Here is a 13,231-nt window from a genome sequence, read left to right on the forward strand (position 1 = left end):
CACGCCGTTCAGCGTTCGACCCTGATGGACTGCAGGGACCATCCTTCGGGAATGGCCGCGCGGAGTGCTTCATGGGCTTCTTCGTAGCTCTCGCCCTTTGAATGGATTTCTTTCGTTTCCAGCGGCCTGACGACGCCCACAACCTTTATCACTCATCTATCGTAGGCCGCTGGAAGGTCACTCCTGTGCCGCCTGATGCGCGCAGGCTCTCAAGTTGGCCTCGACTTGACCGTTGGGGTTACCGGTAGACCGTCTTGACGTCGAATCTGCGGGCTGGAGCCTCCTCATTCCCCGGGGAAATGGCGACCTGCCAGTATCCGCCCGCCAGTGTGGGCGGGTAGAGCGGGTAGTGCTTTAAGTCGTTCGTCCACTGGTCAGATTCGCTGACCCGCCATACGCCTTCAGAGGGCCCGAAGCAGTGCCCAGCCCAATACGGGTAGCCGGGAACGCCTTTTGGCCCGGCGCCTGTACTTCTACTGCAAACGGTCCCGTCGACCAGTTCTACGCGTACCGCGCTGCTGGCCTCAGGTGCACCGGTGTTCTGGAACAGACCGACTATATCGTCACCCAGCTTCATGTTTTTCAGCAGAGTGACATCCGATTTGGCGTCGGGACTGACCGTCAAACAAAGGAAGTCACGCGGTGCCGTGGGACTCTGGAAACACGGGTCGAAGATGCCCGGCCAGTAGCATCGGAAGCCGTCCTTCCGTGGAGCGATTTCAGAGCCATTGCAGCTTGGTGTCGATGTCGTTGACCCATCGTACGTTTTGCTGACGGCTTTCAGGGTGCCGTCTTTCCAAGGGTCCAGGGTCACGAAGCGTGTAGCACCCTCCATGGTGCCGCTGGCGGGCGCCGCTGACGCGGTAATGGTCGACTCGAAGTTCGCCCCGCCCGAGAACTCGTTGTAGATGCCCATTGCAGAGGCCGCCAGGAACTGCGGGCCGGCGGTGATGATCGCGAGCAGTATTTGGGCCGCTGGGGAGAGTTTGATGGCTGTGCCGACGCATCCAAAGAAAGACTTGACGATGCCGCCGGCATACGCGACGGTAAGCTGGCTGCCTGCGTCCGCGGTGTCAACGATGTTCTGCATGCACCCGGCCTTGGCGAGGTCATCGAGTGCTTTGGCCTTCACGAAGCTTCCAAGGGCGGTGTCAAAGACCTTGGACAGGATCGACATGAGCAGCATCACCGGGTACTGCTTGAAGCCGATCCGCACAGGCCCGGGTGTTCCATTGAACGTGTACTGGGCGTCCGCGCCGGGCATCATGATGCTCTGGTGGTTCTTGATGAAGCCAGAGTTCTGGGCCAATGCGACGGAAAAGGCCGTCGCCGCCGAAATCTCGACCTTGTTGGACGCAGCGGCGGCAGGCAACGTCGTACTGAGGAACGGTATAGGAGAGTTGGCTGAGGCCGTAATGGTCAGTGAGCCGTTCGAATCGCCCACACACAGCCAGGCCTGCGCCGGGGAGACTGCCTTGTAGGTGGAGCCGGCGATCGTAACCGACTTGTCCACGCAGTCCGGTTTCGGGAACTTGATGCCAAAGCCTTGGTCTATGACTTCGCCTACTTTTTTCATCACGGCGCCAAGGTCGAGCTGCGCTGGCCACACCAGGGACAGGTGAGGCACTTGAGCGGTGACAGTCCCGGCGTCAGGGTCCAAAACGCCGCTGACCAAGTCGGGCTCGGAGGCGCCCTCGGACTGGACTAGCATGACCACCGTCTGCGCGGTGTCTATACCTTCCCAGGAGGCGAGCCGGGTCTTGTCAACCGGCACGGTCACGGTGAGCGGCTTCGAGGGCTGCAGGTTGTCCCCGAGCTTGATCTTGAAAGCCTTTGCAAGCAGTTGCAGGCTGTCCCCGTCGGTGCCCGTCGGCTCCCTGTCTTCAAAAGACGCTTCAACCTTTGTCCCCACCGGTGCCGCACCCGCTGGAACGACAATGTGCACCCCGGCGACGGTGAGGTCGGCTCCGTTGTCGCCCACTACGGACTCGGACGATGGAGAGCCCTTCGGGGCGAACAGGTCGCAAGATGTGAGTGCAAAGCACATGACCACGAACGCTGCCAGCAGCGGGATGGCCCGCGCCCTACGAAACACTCGCATCTGATCCCCGTTCTCGACGGCTGTGGCTACAGCATACGGACGCCTTCCACCCCTTCGGGCCAGAGCCGCTGAATGTGACGGCGAAGACCTTTCACACCGGCGCCGCACACATGCGGTGGAAGACTGTAGACCTCCCCGACTCACAACATAGGAGATCCATGCCCGAGGAGAACGTGCCAGACGCGGCCACCACTGACGTGGCCGTTGACTCGTCCGGTTTCCGGATGGACTTTGGCGCCGGGGCGCTGCTGCTCACCGGCGGCTTCATCGCCGGGTCATCGTCGCTCTCGGATCCTTCATACCCACGGCCACGGACGCCAACGGCATGTTCGGGGCCATCGTGATCACAATGTCCGTGCCGCCTACGCGGTGCCGATCGTCCCTAGCGACCCCGGCCCGGGCGTGCAGGTTTTCACTTGCTTCACGTTCTCCGGGGCGGCGACCGACATGGTGCGCAACGGCCTCGGATTGCTCTACAGGGGAGATATGGCGGTGGTCATCACCCAACTGGTCATCCTCGGTGCCATGGCCATCGCTCTGACCGTGAAGCTCTTCCGGTAGGGGCAGCATCCAGTACACCACCTCATGAGTGTTTCTCATGCAGGTCCTGTGGCCCGTCCACGGCAGTGTTCGTAACACTTGAGCGGCTCGGCCGGGCCGCTGAGCAACTGCCTGAAACCGCATCGTACACTGGGCACATGTTTACGGGTCGCGGGGAGAACCCGGGGAGGATCGCGAAGAAACGAGTTCATGAACTCGCGAAGGAGTTGGGAGTGTCCTCGAAGGACATGATTGTTGTCCTTGCTATCAACGGGATAACGGTTCGGTCCGCCTCTTCCACGCTTGAGCCGCGTCATGTCGCCTTACTGCGAGAGCAGGCCGCCTCCGGGCGTTTCCCCGGACCGAACAGTAGCGAAGCCGCTGGAGCCCTTAATGCACTGAGGGGTGCCTTAGGTGGACGCCCGCCGAAGCCATCCGATCCAGCTGGACATGAATCTTCTGAGGGTGAGGATGGCGGGAGTCGTCATGACGCCAAAAAGGACGCATCGCTGGCGACTCCGCCAATTGAAGAGGCACCGAGCGCTCTGGAGTCTGATCATTCGGCCGTCGCGTCGGAAGAACCAGTTGCGCGTTCGCCCCACGTCATAAGCGCGCACGACAACTCTGAGGCGTTCGAAGCGGTCGGCCCGGTGGTTGAAGCCATGGACCCCTCAGACGGCGAACCGCTACCAGCTCAACCCAGTCCGCTCGCACAAGGGCACTTGGAATTCCAGCGCGGCGACGCAGGCGTGAGCTTTGAAAAACTGATTGTGCCCTACCTGCTCGGCGCAACGGAAGTTAGGATCGTGGACCCCTACATTCGCACCCTCAGCCAGGCCCGGAACCTCATGGAGCTCCTCGAAGCACTCGTCCGTGCACAGCCGTCCGATGTTGTCACGGAGGTCTGGCTGAGAACCTCGAAGGACCGGCAGGACGACCCGAAGAAAGACGAGGCCCAGACGAGTTATCTTGACCGAATCGCAGCCGCGTTCAAGGATACAGGTCTCACTTTCCGCTACACCGTGGAAGCAGGTCTCCACGGTCGAACCATTACTGCCAATAGCGGGTGGAGGATTCTGCTGGACAGGGGCCTGGACATCTTCGATAGGGTGCCCTCGGACCCCCTGCACTTGGGCAACCGTATGCAGGAACACCGGAATGTCAGATCCTTCTACATCAGCTACCAGCCCATCCCAGTCGATAGCTAATCCCCAGGCGGGCGGGACCTAGATGGGACCGATGCCAGCCAAGGCACCCCTTCGGCCGGCCCCTTTGTCGCGCGCCCTCAGGAACTGCCGCACACATAGTTGGCATGACAGAGAACGCTGCGCGACAGCCCAAAGGCATCCCGACAGGCGGCCAGTTCGCCGCCACCAACCACGCCGAACCGGCCCTGAACCTGGCGTCCCGCCGTCCCGAGCTGGACGGCTGGCCGGAGCACCTGCCCGAGCCCGAGGTGGCTGTCAACATTGACGATGCCGGGGCCATCAGCACGGCGGTCAGCATCGAGGGTGAGCCTGTCTTTACGGTCTGGACCCCAGCGACGACATCTTCGACATCGAGAACGAAAGCTTCGAGAGCCGGTGGCTGGAAGATGAAGACGTCCATGCAGCCGCCCAGAAGTGGGCACATCGGAAGCACGACGAAATTGCCTGGCCTATTCGGCGTGAAATGAAGGCTGCAGCCAACCGGGTCCGCGCCCAGGTCCTCGGAGTCGCCACCGGGGCGCGCCCGGCCACAAGCGACGAACAGTTGGAAGAACTCATCGAGCTGAACGCCGCCGCCGTACGCCAGGCCGACAAGGACATCGAACTTGCCAGCACCTCCCTCGCTGCACGCAAAATCCTGGCGGAGCACCCGTCTGCCGTGACCGGCGAGATTCAGGTGGACTCCTGGGACAACGGGGACTTCATCAGCGGGATCGTGGTCCGGGACGCGAACGGCCAGCAGTTGCGCGAATACGGGGAAGTGGACGAAGACGAACCAGGGGCGAACAGCGAGATTTACGACCTCCTAAAAAACCTTGACTCCAACGCCAGCGAGTCCAGCTGGGCAGGCGCGTTCTCCACTGGCTCCTACGGCGATGAGCTGTACAGCATCAACCTGCTGGAAGCGGCGGCGTGGACCCCGGCAGGTGAAGCATGACCACCAGGCGGCAACCCAAAGGCATCCCAGCGGGCGGCCTTTTCGCCGCCATCAACCACACCGAGCCAGCGCTCAGCCTCCGGACGTACCGCGATGAAGAGCACCGGCTCGAACGGAACATGGTCGCGGCCGTCTACACGGCGGGGCGCGGCTTCGGCCGCAACCGGCACGGCAACATCGACCGGATCACCGAAGCGTCCGATGCCGCCGGCGCATATGTGGACTCCCTGGGCGAACCCCGCAACGACAGGGAGCATGCGGCCCGGGAAGCCTTCCAACGCCCGCGGAGAAGCTTCGAAGCGGAGCAGAACCTCCTCAGCGACGAAGGACTCCGGGACCGCAAATTCGCTGTTGCCCGGTCCGCGAACTGGGTCGTCGAATACCGCTCCCACACCAACAGTGATGGACAAAAACCATGACAGAAGATCTCACCGCCCGCCAGCCCAAAGGGGTCCCCACAGGCGGACAATTTGCCGCCACCACACACACAGAACCAGACATTGCCCTGAACAACCCCATCACAGACCCGTTTGCCCACTTGACAGGGCTGGACCGGGCCAGGGCTCAGGCCGAGTACGCGCAAACGATCAGCGCGGAGGCTGCGGCCGCCTACGTCGACCACCTGAGCGACAAGCTCCTTGCCATCAACCCGGACTTCACCCGGCTGAACGTGGGCCGCAAGCACGACATCGAATATGGGCTGACATTCACGCTCGAAAGCGTCGAAGACAGGGACGGCAATTACGGGGACGTCGATCTGGAAGACCTCCAGGACGAAATTTTCCACGACGCCTACTTGTACCAGCACGTTGCCTACGACGACGCCAGCGACGAGTGCTTCATCAACCTCAGCCCCCGAAGTTAGTCAGCGCGACCGGAAAAGGACACCATGACTACCCCGTCTAACGGGACGTCCGCTGATGAGACCTATCGCCGTCTCCGCACACATGTGACGTGAGTACACCCCGCTCTGCCCTCAGGCAGGACCGTCAACCCAAGGAACGCTATTTATGACCCAAACCCTGTCACACCGGGATGCACCCCTTTCCGGGCCGCAAGCACCCGCCGCCGCGAAAGAGAAGAAGGGCTTCTTCGCGACGGTCCTGCTGTTCGCACGCCAGGTCATCGCGGAATTGCGCAAAGTCGTCACCCCGACCCGCAAGGAGCTCTTCCGCTACACCGTGACCGTGGTGGCATTCGTTGCCGTCATGATCCTGTTCGTCACCCTGCTGGACCTTGGCTTCGGCACCCTGTCCTCCCTGTTGTTCAAAGGCAACCCCATCGGCGATAACTAGCCATGCAAAACCAGCGGCGGCTCCTAGTTGGGGCCGCCGTTTTGCTATCTGCGACATGTGTCGTCATCAAAGCGGAGGTAGTCCCCAGAACGAAGTCCAGCCAGTACGCTGATCCCAACTTGCGAATCCGGGGATGGAGGTGGCGGTGAACGCGCTGATTGGATTACTGATCATCTATATTCCGATCATTGCTGTGCTCACCGTGGGAGTGTGGTTTTTCTTCAGGAATTTGGGCGCTTTGCATAACCTGACTGCCTGGCAGGCGGCGAGAAGCTACCTCCGGAAAGACCTGGCTGTCGGTCCTTTGTCGCTGCTGCGTGTAAACCGGGTCTACAAGGCAAAAATGCGGCGCAGCGGGGTCATCGGACCTTCCGGTAAGCCGATGCCGGTCCGGAAAATTACGATCGCCATGCCGGGCGAGGATTACCGCTTCGTGCAGCAGTTCAGCATTCCGGCCTTCTCTCAGCAGCTTGCCGAGTACCGGCACAAGTACGCATTGAAACAGGGCTGGTACGGTCCCGGCGACAACCCGGTACCAGTCTCGGTCTGGCCCAACGAAACGCTGCGGCGGCTCAACCCCGTCCTCTCCTACGAGGACGCCCGGGACGGGCTCACGCGGCCGATGACGGCGGATGCGGGGCGCTCCGATGATGCTAGAACAGAGCCTGTCAACGGGCTGGCCTGGGTGACGTTCAAGGGCAAACAATGGGTTCTCCGGCCCGAGGATTCGCCGTACCGGCTGGGACGCGCCGAGGACAACGAGATCCGCACCGTGCACGACCAGATTTCCGCGCGCCACGCGACGCTCCGGCACTCGGGCGGCAGCTGGGTTCTCGAGCCGCTGAAGACCACCAACGAGACCAAAGTCAGCGGACGGACGATCACCTCCCCGACTCCGCTGGCCAGCGGGTCAGTCATCACGATCGGCCAGGCAGATCCGATCCGCTTCGACGCGGGGACAGAAGTCATCAACGCCGGGGGATAGCCCCGACGATGCAAGTTGACGCCATTGGGGCGTAGAGGAAGGCGGCGAACATGTATACCGGACAGATGCTGGGGGAGGGGAGGTACGAGCTTCTCGAACCGCTCGGCGAAGGCGGAATGGGCGAGGTCTGGAAGGCCAACGACACCAAATTCAACCGTCTCGTAGCCATCAAGGGAGTCAGTGACAGAGCCCTTCCCGAGATGGGCGCCAAACGAAGGCTCGAGCGTGAAGCGATCCACCAGGGCTCTCTTCAGCACGACCGGATCGTCCCCATCATCGACACCTTCATTGAAGACGACCGGCTGTACCTGGTCACGAGGTACATCCAGGGAACGAACCTTCAAAAGGCCGGTGAAGCAGGCACTCTCACCGATGCCGCCAAGGCTGCGATCCTTGCGGACATCCTCACGGCCCTGGCATATCTGCACGAGCAGACCACTGTGATCCACCGTGACCTCAAACCTGCCAACGTCCTTCTCGGAGAGGACAACCAGGCCTACCTGACGGACTTCGGGATTGCCGAGTCGCAGATGGATCCAGATGCCACCAAATCGGTGCACCTGCTCGGAAGCAGCCCGTACATGGCCCCGGAGGTCCTCATCCAGCGGCAACCGGCAAGCAAGGCCTCGGATGTGTGGGCTGTCGGTGCAATAGCGCTCTGGCTGTTCACCAACAGGACGCCCGACCTGGCCGCGCCGGGGATGGGAATCCCGGCCGGAAACTTCGCCGGTTCCCTCAGCGATGACATCCGGGCCGCACTGAACCCGGAGAGTTCCCAGCGCCCAGCGGCGTCGCAACTGCTGCCGGCCTTCCGCCGGGCCCAGCACGAAGGCGTGACCCAGGCAGTTCCGCTCGTCCACCAGACCGCACCTCTCACCGGACCCGCCACTCCGCCGCCGCAGACCACTGCTTCGCCCAAGCGGCGGCGCTGGATCCCGGTCGTTTTGATCCTCGCCGTCCTCATGGCCCTGGCAGGAACAGCTGTGGCGCTGATGAATCCGCAGGGCGCGGGCCCACAGGCCGGCCCCAGTACACCCGCGGCTGTCCCGGCCCCTGCCACCACAACCCCGACGCCCACCCCCTCCCCAACACCGCCGCCCACTCCCACACCGACAGTTACACCGACACCCACACCAACGCCTACGCCCACCGTCACGGCCACCACGCCCTCACCGATCAGCTCGCTCTCGGGTGAGATCACGGAGGGCCGGATCGACGTGCACAGCAGCAGTGGCAAACTTGGCCCAGGGCTTTACAACGTCAGCCGCCCCCCAGGGTACGAGCCGTACGTTTACACCGCCGGGGGACGCCTTGGACAGGAAGGCTGCTACGCACAATGGCGGGTTGTGAACAACGGAGTTCTCCTGGACACCAAACGGACCCCCTGCGCTGCCCGGGGCGGGTTCAGTGAGGTCTACTGGCCGAATCTGCTCAAATATGAGGTCGGCACAGTGGAGGTCACCGCAGCCATCACAACCGATTGGGGCGCCACAACGACGCTGAAGACAACGTTCCAGATGATCAAAAACTGAGACCGGCGCCATCCTTCCGAAGGCTCTGCCCACCGCGTGACGCAGCGCATCCCCGCCGCACACAAAAGAGGTATGAGCACACCTGCAGCACGCCAGCCCAGAGGCATCCCGGCAGGCGGCCAGTTCGCCGCCACCGCCCATTCCGAGCCGTCCCTCTCACTCAGCGCGCCCTCCGTTCAACCCGAATTCGTCCGGGACCGGCTCCGCCACCTGGGGGTTCTTGACCAGCTCACCGAATCCCACATCCACGATGTCAGCGTCAAACTCAACGAGTCGCTGGACTTCACCGATCGCAACATTGAAGAGATCGCCGAGCTGGTGCACTTCCTGGACCACGCGTACTCAATCGAGATGGCGCGGAACGCCAAACGAGGCCTGGACGCGCTGCGGAACATGGGCATGAGCGATGAGGCCGACGCACTCGAGCTCGTCCGGACCCTCCAGGTCACCAAAGCCGAGCACCATCCGCGGCATGGCGCCACCGGCACCCCGCCCGACGGCAAGAGCATTCCCGTGCCGGCCGATGACCCTCGGCTGCAGGCCGGCGAAGTGTTCGACAAGGTCCAGGTCGGGGACACCGTGTTCACCCGAACCGAGGCCCTGGACTACCCGAACGACCCCTACGCCATGCGGTTCCAGGCCAACCGGCCCCTCACCGACGCGGAAGCCTATGCGCTCTCCGGCGTCATCGGCTACGCCAACAGGTCAGCGATCGGCGGCGAACCCCTCGACGACCCGGCAATCGGGCCCGAACGGGACACCCCGTATTCCTTCGTCGTCAACATCGACACCACCAAAGGCCGGCAGCGCAACTACGAGAAGTTCGAGGAAATGATCCCGGACATCATCGCCCACGGATCCGCGCCCCGTTCCACCAAGGGCGGCACCCGCGCCATCGAAGCCTTCGGGGACGAAGACCTGAAGCTCGAGATCTACTACGGCGAATAGCCGGGCAGCAGGGCGGCACCTGCCGCACACATGATCACTGCATAACCGCCGGGCAGACATCAGGCTGCCCGGCGGACCCTTCACCTCCCTGAATGGAGAACCTTGAGTAACCCCGTCTTCAGCAAGAAACAGAAGGCACCCACCTTCAGAGGCGCACCGGCCATCGATGCGGCCGGCGCCATGACGTACGACGACGTCATCATGAAGACCCTGTTCTGTATGGGTGTTCTGGTCGCCGGCGGCGTCATCGGCTGGGCCAACCCGTCGCTGGCCCTGGTCGGCGTGGTCGTGGCAACCGTGCTGGCCTTCGTGAGCATCTTCAAGAAGACCCCGTCACCGACACTTGTCCTGGGCTACGCGGCATTCGAAGGCCTGGCTCTGGGCGGCGTTTCGGCGGTCTTTGAAGCGCGCTACGAGGGCATCGTCATCCAGGCTGTCCTGGCCACCGTGTCGGTGTTCGCGGCGACCCTTGCAGCGTTCAAGTTCGGCGGCTTCCGCGCAACCCCGGCAATGGTGAAAATGGTGCTGGTGGCCATGATCGGCTACCTGGTCTACAGCGTCATCAACCTGCTGCTGGTCGCCTTCCATGTCGCGAACACGCCCTTCGGGATCAACTCCCTGAAGATCCCCGGCACCGACATTCCGATCGGCGTGGCCATCGGGCTGATCGTAGTGCTCCTGGCCGCCTTCAACCTGATCATGGACTTCACCACCATCGAGGATGACGTCACGTCACACGCTCCGCAGATCGAGTCGTGGCGGAACGCGTTCGGCCTGATGCTGACCATGGTCTGGCTGTACCTGGAAATTCTGCGGCTGCTCGCACTGCTCCGCGGCGACGACTAGCCTCCAGCGCGCTCACAAGCCCGTCCTGCACCAACGCAGGGCGGGCTGTTTTGTGTCGCGTGGAGGGTTGTCCGGGAGGCCGCACACATAGGGGACAACAAAGCAGCACCGAGCACGAAGGAGCCACGCAAATGTCCGCAACTTACAGCCGGCCAGCCAAGAAAGTCTGCGCCCCATACCCCGCCGGCCAAGCGACGCCGCTGGCCCTTACGCTCAACGATCTCTCCGTCCTGGTCGTCGCACGCCGGCTTCACGACGAGAAGTGCTACCAGCGGGAGGCCTGCAGCCGCCGCGACGGCCACGCCCTGGAAAGCTTCGAGACCTCCGTCCGCAAGACCCTCGGCGCCCTCGTTGACGCCCACACGGCACAGGAAATCTGATGACCCTCCGCCTCGTCCCCACCCCGGCCAACGATCCGGTCGACCTCGAACCCTCCACCGATGAGCTTCCGCAGTGCAAAGGCTGCAACAGCCGGATGCGCCCGCAGGGCACCACCGAAGCCGAACACCCGGGCACCGTCCCGATCTGGGCTGACAACCAGTGCCGGATCTGCGACTACGAAGCCTGCGGCAAGGACCCGGAAGACCGCTTCATTCCGCTTGAACGGGTCGACTACCTGACCAGCCTCCGTGCCGGCATCGAAGCTAGCCGCCAGCGCCGCGGCATCCCCGCCGAAGGCTCCAGTGCCGGCCGAATCCCCCTCACCGAATTCCTCGAACAGATCAGCTAAGAAAGAACCCAGACCCGTGAGCATCAACCCAGAAACCCCGAGGCCGCTTCGCCCATGCAGCGACTGCAACCGGCCAATGCGGCCGCGCGGCGTCCTCCTCAAGGAGATGCCCGGCACGATGGCGTGGGGCCACTCGGGCAAATGCAAGTCCTGCGTCCAGCCGAACGGGCCCGGCGACCGGAGCAACCAGAACCGCAGCCAGCCCAAGCCTGCAGTGACCGCCGAGACGGCGCCGCCCCTGCCGAACGGCCGCAAAGACGTGCACCTCCAGCACACCATAGCGGGCCTGAACTCCTTCCTCGCCGGCCGGGAACGGCGCCAGCGCATCGCAGCTGCCCGGATGGGCCTCGTGGACAGCCACGGGAACCGCCTGCCCGTGCGGGTGCCCGCTGCCGCAGCACAGCGCAAAGTAGGGCGCGCGGCATGAGCCCCGCGGATGCCATCGCGCACCTGATCGCTGACGTGTACTCAAGGCGCGCCGGACTGCCCGCAGGCTCCAATCCGGCGCCCATGGACCGTTACGTCGCGACCAGCCTCCTCGACTCCGGGGTGTTCCTCCAGTCGGAGTTCAGCACCCCGGAGGAACTGGACGCCCTCCCGATCGGGTCGGTCATCCGCATCGTGATGAGTGCCGGCCAACGCCGGGTCGACCGGTTCTTCCGGCGGATGCCTGCCGGCTGGTTCTTCTTGACCACCTCGACCGGGGACGGCTGGCCGTACACCTCAGGAGAGGTCCTGGCCAAGCACTCGGACGGAACCGCCACCTACGTCTGGAACGGGGAGGCGCGGTGACTTCGCTGCACATCGGGCGTTCCTGGCCGGGGCACGGCACACCGATGGAAGACAACTGCCCCTGCCCCAAGACGACGTGCGGCCTGGTCGATGCCGACAACGTTCACCCGGATTGCGACCAGCACCCGTTCGGGCGCGCGAAGACCCTGCGCTCGATCCACCCGGCGGACGAGTGCCCCGAGCTGAGCGACGTGGAGTGGGCGGGGCTGAAGCTGCGGCGCCTGGACCCGGTCATCGCATACATGGAAGCCACCGACGAGGACGCCTGGCAGGTCGACACGGTCCGGTCTGCCGACGGCTCCACCAACTGCTTCTTCGGCCACCTGTTCAACATGGGCGGCAATGACGCCCGCGGCAACGCCCTCTGGGAAGGGTTCGAGAGCGCCTGGGCCACGACCTACCGGCTCTACCCCGTCAACGACGGTGAGAACGCACGCTACCCGCAACCGACGCCCAAGCAGCGGGTCCTTGCGTTCCTCCGCGACCTCAACTCCGGCGCCGTCCTGACCACACCGCAGCAGATGGAAGAGGAGTACGCCTACCACCTGGCGCAGGAGAAAGAACTGGGCGCCCGGACAGTTTGAGCGCGGGTACTCCGGCGGGCGATGCCGCACACATAAGGGCCGTCACTCCTGGCTCCGCATAGGACCAGTGAACGCCGAACAACGCACCGGAAAGGAACCATGACAGCTGCTCGCTACGCCCAGGGCACCTCCGTGGACAGCTCCGCTTCCCGGGCCGAAATCGAGCGGACACTCGCCCGTTACGGGGCGACATCCTTCATGTACGGCTGGCAGGAAAACCGGACCGCACTGGCGTTCACCGCCGAAGGCCGCCAGATCCGCTTCGTACTGCCTCTACCGGACCGCAACGAACGGCGCTTCACCCACACACCGGCGAAGAACCAGAAACGCACCCCGGAAGCTGCCGAGAAGGAATACGAGCAGGCGGTCCGTCAATCCTGGCGGGCCCTGAACCTGGTCGTGAAGGCCAAGCTCGAAGCCGTCGCCGCAGGCATCGTGTCCTTCGAGCAGGAGTTCCTGGCGCACATCGTCCTGCCCAACGGGCGGACAGTCTTGGAAGAAACCTCCGAGGCGGTAGAACTCGCGTACCGCACCGGAACCGTCAAACCGCTCCTGCAGATCGAAGGGTAGACCATGTTGAAAAACGGGCGCAGCTGCGCCGTCGACGGGCTCGGGATGAACGGCTGCTCGTGCTGCAATTCGCCCGCCGCGCGCCGGAAAGCCAAGAAGAGCGCCAAGGCCAAAGAAAAGAAAGCCGCGTTGCGCCACGAGCGCGCCGCCGGCTCCTACTGAA

The 13,231-nt window shown here is 63.6% G+C and carries 21 protein-coding genes; 19 read left to right on the top strand and 2 right to left on the bottom strand.

Features of this window, described 5'->3' with window-relative positions:
* Positions 1 to 8: 8 nt before the first annotated feature.
* The gene (locus HMI59_RS21930) at positions 9 to 152 is read right to left on the bottom strand and encodes a hypothetical protein (protein WP_193594204.1); all 144 of its coding nucleotides are present in this window, start codon (positions 150 to 152) and stop codon (positions 9 to 11) included.
* 86 nt (positions 153 to 238) lie between these two features.
* Positions 239 to 2,095, bottom strand: coding sequence for a hypothetical protein (locus tag HMI59_RS21935; RefSeq protein ID WP_193594205.1), 1,857 nt, complete (start codon positions 2,093 to 2,095; stop codon positions 239 to 241).
* 164 nt (positions 2,096 to 2,259) lie between these two features.
* Between HMI59_RS21935 and HMI59_RS21940 the strand changes: the two genes are divergently transcribed.
* The 19 genes from HMI59_RS21940 to HMI59_RS22030 all read left to right on the top strand — a co-directional run bounded on the left by HMI59_RS21940 (position 2,260) and on the right by HMI59_RS22030 (position 13,230).
* Positions 2,260 to 2,445 (top strand): hypothetical protein, encoded by a 186-nt coding sequence (locus HMI59_RS21940; RefSeq protein ID WP_193594206.1) that lies wholly within the window; start codon positions 2,260 to 2,262, stop codon positions 2,443 to 2,445.
* 58 nt (positions 2,446 to 2,503) lie between these two features.
* Entirely contained in the window at positions 2,504 to 2,662 is a 159-nt protein-coding gene (locus HMI59_RS21945) for a hypothetical protein (protein WP_193594207.1), read from the top strand.
* Between the two features lie 137 nt (positions 2,663 to 2,799).
* Complete coding sequence (locus HMI59_RS21950; protein ID WP_193594208.1) at positions 2,800 to 3,849, top strand: translation initiation factor IF-2 N-terminal domain-containing protein; 1,050 nt, start codon at positions 2,800 to 2,802, stop codon at positions 3,847 to 3,849.
* 104 nt (positions 3,850 to 3,953) lie between these two features.
* On the top strand, positions 3,954 to 4,316 hold the full coding sequence (locus HMI59_RS21955) for a hypothetical protein (protein WP_193594392.1): 363 nt from the start codon (positions 3,954 to 3,956) through the stop codon (positions 4,314 to 4,316).
* A complete protein-coding gene (locus HMI59_RS21960; RefSeq protein ID WP_193594209.1) occupies positions 4,313 to 4,786 on the top strand; it encodes a hypothetical protein in 474 nt (157 codons plus the stop codon). Before HMI59_RS21955 ends, HMI59_RS21960 begins: the two co-directional genes overlap by 4 nt.
* A complete protein-coding gene (locus HMI59_RS21965; RefSeq protein ID WP_193594210.1) occupies positions 4,783 to 5,205 on the top strand; it encodes a hypothetical protein in 423 nt (140 codons plus the stop codon). The genes HMI59_RS21960 and HMI59_RS21965 overlap by 4 nt, the downstream gene beginning before the upstream one ends.
* A complete protein-coding gene (locus HMI59_RS21970) occupies positions 5,202 to 5,651 on the top strand; it encodes a hypothetical protein (protein ID WP_193594211.1) in 450 nt (149 codons plus the stop codon). Before HMI59_RS21965 ends, HMI59_RS21970 begins: the two co-directional genes overlap by 4 nt.
* A 145-nt stretch (positions 5,652 to 5,796) precedes the next feature.
* A complete protein-coding gene (secE, locus tag HMI59_RS21975; protein ID WP_193594212.1) occupies positions 5,797 to 6,081 on the top strand; it encodes a preprotein translocase subunit SecE in 285 nt (94 codons plus the stop codon).
* 133 nt (positions 6,082 to 6,214) lie between these two features.
* A complete protein-coding gene (locus HMI59_RS21980) occupies positions 6,215 to 7,066 on the top strand; it encodes an FHA domain-containing protein (RefSeq protein ID WP_193594213.1) in 852 nt (283 codons plus the stop codon).
* Positions 7,067 to 7,116: 50 nt separating this feature from the next.
* Entirely contained in the window at positions 7,117 to 8,598 is a 1,482-nt protein-coding gene (locus tag HMI59_RS21985; RefSeq protein WP_193594214.1) for a serine/threonine-protein kinase, read from the top strand.
* 72 nt (positions 8,599 to 8,670) lie between these two features.
* Positions 8,671 to 9,546, top strand: coding sequence for a hypothetical protein (locus HMI59_RS21990; RefSeq protein ID WP_193594215.1), 876 nt, complete (start codon positions 8,671 to 8,673; stop codon positions 9,544 to 9,546).
* Between the two features lie 102 nt (positions 9,547 to 9,648).
* Positions 9,649 to 10,392: a Bax inhibitor-1/YccA family protein gene (locus HMI59_RS21995; RefSeq protein WP_193594216.1), complete on the top strand. Its 744-nt coding sequence runs from the start codon at positions 9,649 to 9,651 to the stop codon at positions 10,390 to 10,392.
* Positions 10,393 to 10,523: 131 nt separating this feature from the next.
* Positions 10,524 to 10,772 carry a hypothetical protein gene (locus HMI59_RS22000; RefSeq protein ID WP_193594217.1) on the top strand — a complete coding sequence of 83 codons (249 nt, stop codon included), beginning with the start codon at positions 10,524 to 10,526 and terminating at the stop codon, positions 10,770 to 10,772.
* Complete coding sequence (locus tag HMI59_RS22005; RefSeq protein ID WP_193594218.1) at positions 10,772 to 11,122, top strand: hypothetical protein; 351 nt, start codon at positions 10,772 to 10,774, stop codon at positions 11,120 to 11,122. The genes HMI59_RS22000 and HMI59_RS22005 overlap by 1 nt, the downstream gene beginning before the upstream one ends.
* Before the next feature lie 106 nt (positions 11,123 to 11,228).
* A complete protein-coding gene (locus HMI59_RS22010; protein ID WP_193594219.1) occupies positions 11,229 to 11,549 on the top strand; it encodes a hypothetical protein in 321 nt (106 codons plus the stop codon).
* Complete coding sequence (locus tag HMI59_RS22015; RefSeq protein WP_193594220.1) at positions 11,546 to 11,914, top strand: hypothetical protein; 369 nt, start codon at positions 11,546 to 11,548, stop codon at positions 11,912 to 11,914. The genes HMI59_RS22010 and HMI59_RS22015 overlap by 4 nt, the downstream gene beginning before the upstream one ends.
* Positions 11,911 to 12,498 carry a hypothetical protein gene (locus HMI59_RS22020; RefSeq protein WP_193594221.1) on the top strand — a complete coding sequence of 196 codons (588 nt, stop codon included), beginning with the start codon at positions 11,911 to 11,913 and terminating at the stop codon, positions 12,496 to 12,498. The genes HMI59_RS22015 and HMI59_RS22020 overlap by 4 nt, the downstream gene beginning before the upstream one ends.
* Before the next feature lie 99 nt (positions 12,499 to 12,597).
* Entirely contained in the window at positions 12,598 to 13,068 is a 471-nt protein-coding gene (locus HMI59_RS22025; RefSeq protein ID WP_193594222.1) for a hypothetical protein, read from the top strand.
* Between the two features lie 3 nt (positions 13,069 to 13,071).
* Entirely contained in the window at positions 13,072 to 13,230 is a 159-nt protein-coding gene (locus tag HMI59_RS22030; RefSeq protein ID WP_193594223.1) for a hypothetical protein, read from the top strand.
* The last annotated feature ends 1 nt before the right edge of the window (position 13,231 follow it).

The sequence above is a fragment of the Paenarthrobacter sp. YJN-5 genome, from assembly GCF_015040095.1.
Classification (GTDB): Bacteria; Actinomycetota; Actinomycetes; order Actinomycetales; family Micrococcaceae; genus Arthrobacter; species Arthrobacter ureafaciens.

What these genes read in the sequence shown, in the direction of transcription:
- HMI59_RS22025 (WP_193594222.1), top strand. Translation starts at nt 12,598, where the DNA reads ATGACAGCTGCTCGCTACGCCCAGGGCACCTCCGTGGACAGCTCCGCT.
- HMI59_RS21965 (WP_193594210.1), top strand. Translation starts at nt 4,783, where the DNA reads ATGACCACCAGGCGGCAACCCAAAGGCATCCCAGCGGGCGGCCTTTTC.
- HMI59_RS22005 (WP_193594218.1), top strand. Translation starts at nt 10,772, where the DNA reads ATGACCCTCCGCCTCGTCCCCACCCCGGCCAACGATCCGGTCGACCTC.
- HMI59_RS21980 (WP_193594213.1), top strand. Translation starts at nt 6,215, where the DNA reads ATGGAGGTGGCGGTGAACGCGCTGATTGGATTACTGATCATCTATATT.
- HMI59_RS21970 (WP_193594211.1), top strand. Translation starts at nt 5,202, where the DNA reads ATGACAGAAGATCTCACCGCCCGCCAGCCCAAAGGGGTCCCCACAGGC.
- HMI59_RS21940 (WP_193594206.1), top strand. Translation starts at nt 2,260, where the DNA reads ATGCCCGAGGAGAACGTGCCAGACGCGGCCACCACTGACGTGGCCGTT.
- HMI59_RS22010 (WP_193594219.1), top strand. Translation starts at nt 11,229, where the DNA reads ATGCCCGGCACGATGGCGTGGGGCCACTCGGGCAAATGCAAGTCCTGC.
- HMI59_RS21960 (WP_193594209.1), top strand. Translation starts at nt 4,313, where the DNA reads ATGAAGGCTGCAGCCAACCGGGTCCGCGCCCAGGTCCTCGGAGTCGCC.
- HMI59_RS21985 (WP_193594214.1), top strand. Translation starts at nt 7,117, where the DNA reads ATGTATACCGGACAGATGCTGGGGGAGGGGAGGTACGAGCTTCTCGAA.
- HMI59_RS22030 (WP_193594223.1), top strand. Translation starts at nt 13,072, where the DNA reads ATGTTGAAAAACGGGCGCAGCTGCGCCGTCGACGGGCTCGGGATGAAC.
- HMI59_RS21990 (WP_193594215.1), top strand. Translation starts at nt 8,671, where the DNA reads ATGAGCACACCTGCAGCACGCCAGCCCAGAGGCATCCCGGCAGGCGGC.
- secE (WP_193594212.1), top strand. Translation starts at nt 5,797, where the DNA reads ATGACCCAAACCCTGTCACACCGGGATGCACCCCTTTCCGGGCCGCAA.
- HMI59_RS21955 (WP_193594392.1), top strand. Translation starts at nt 3,954, where the DNA reads ATGACAGAGAACGCTGCGCGACAGCCCAAAGGCATCCCGACAGGCGGC.
- HMI59_RS22000 (WP_193594217.1), top strand. Translation starts at nt 10,524, where the DNA reads ATGTCCGCAACTTACAGCCGGCCAGCCAAGAAAGTCTGCGCCCCATAC.
- HMI59_RS21950 (WP_193594208.1), top strand. Translation starts at nt 2,800, where the DNA reads ATGTTTACGGGTCGCGGGGAGAACCCGGGGAGGATCGCGAAGAAACGA.
- HMI59_RS22015 (WP_193594220.1), top strand. Translation starts at nt 11,546, where the DNA reads ATGAGCCCCGCGGATGCCATCGCGCACCTGATCGCTGACGTGTACTCA.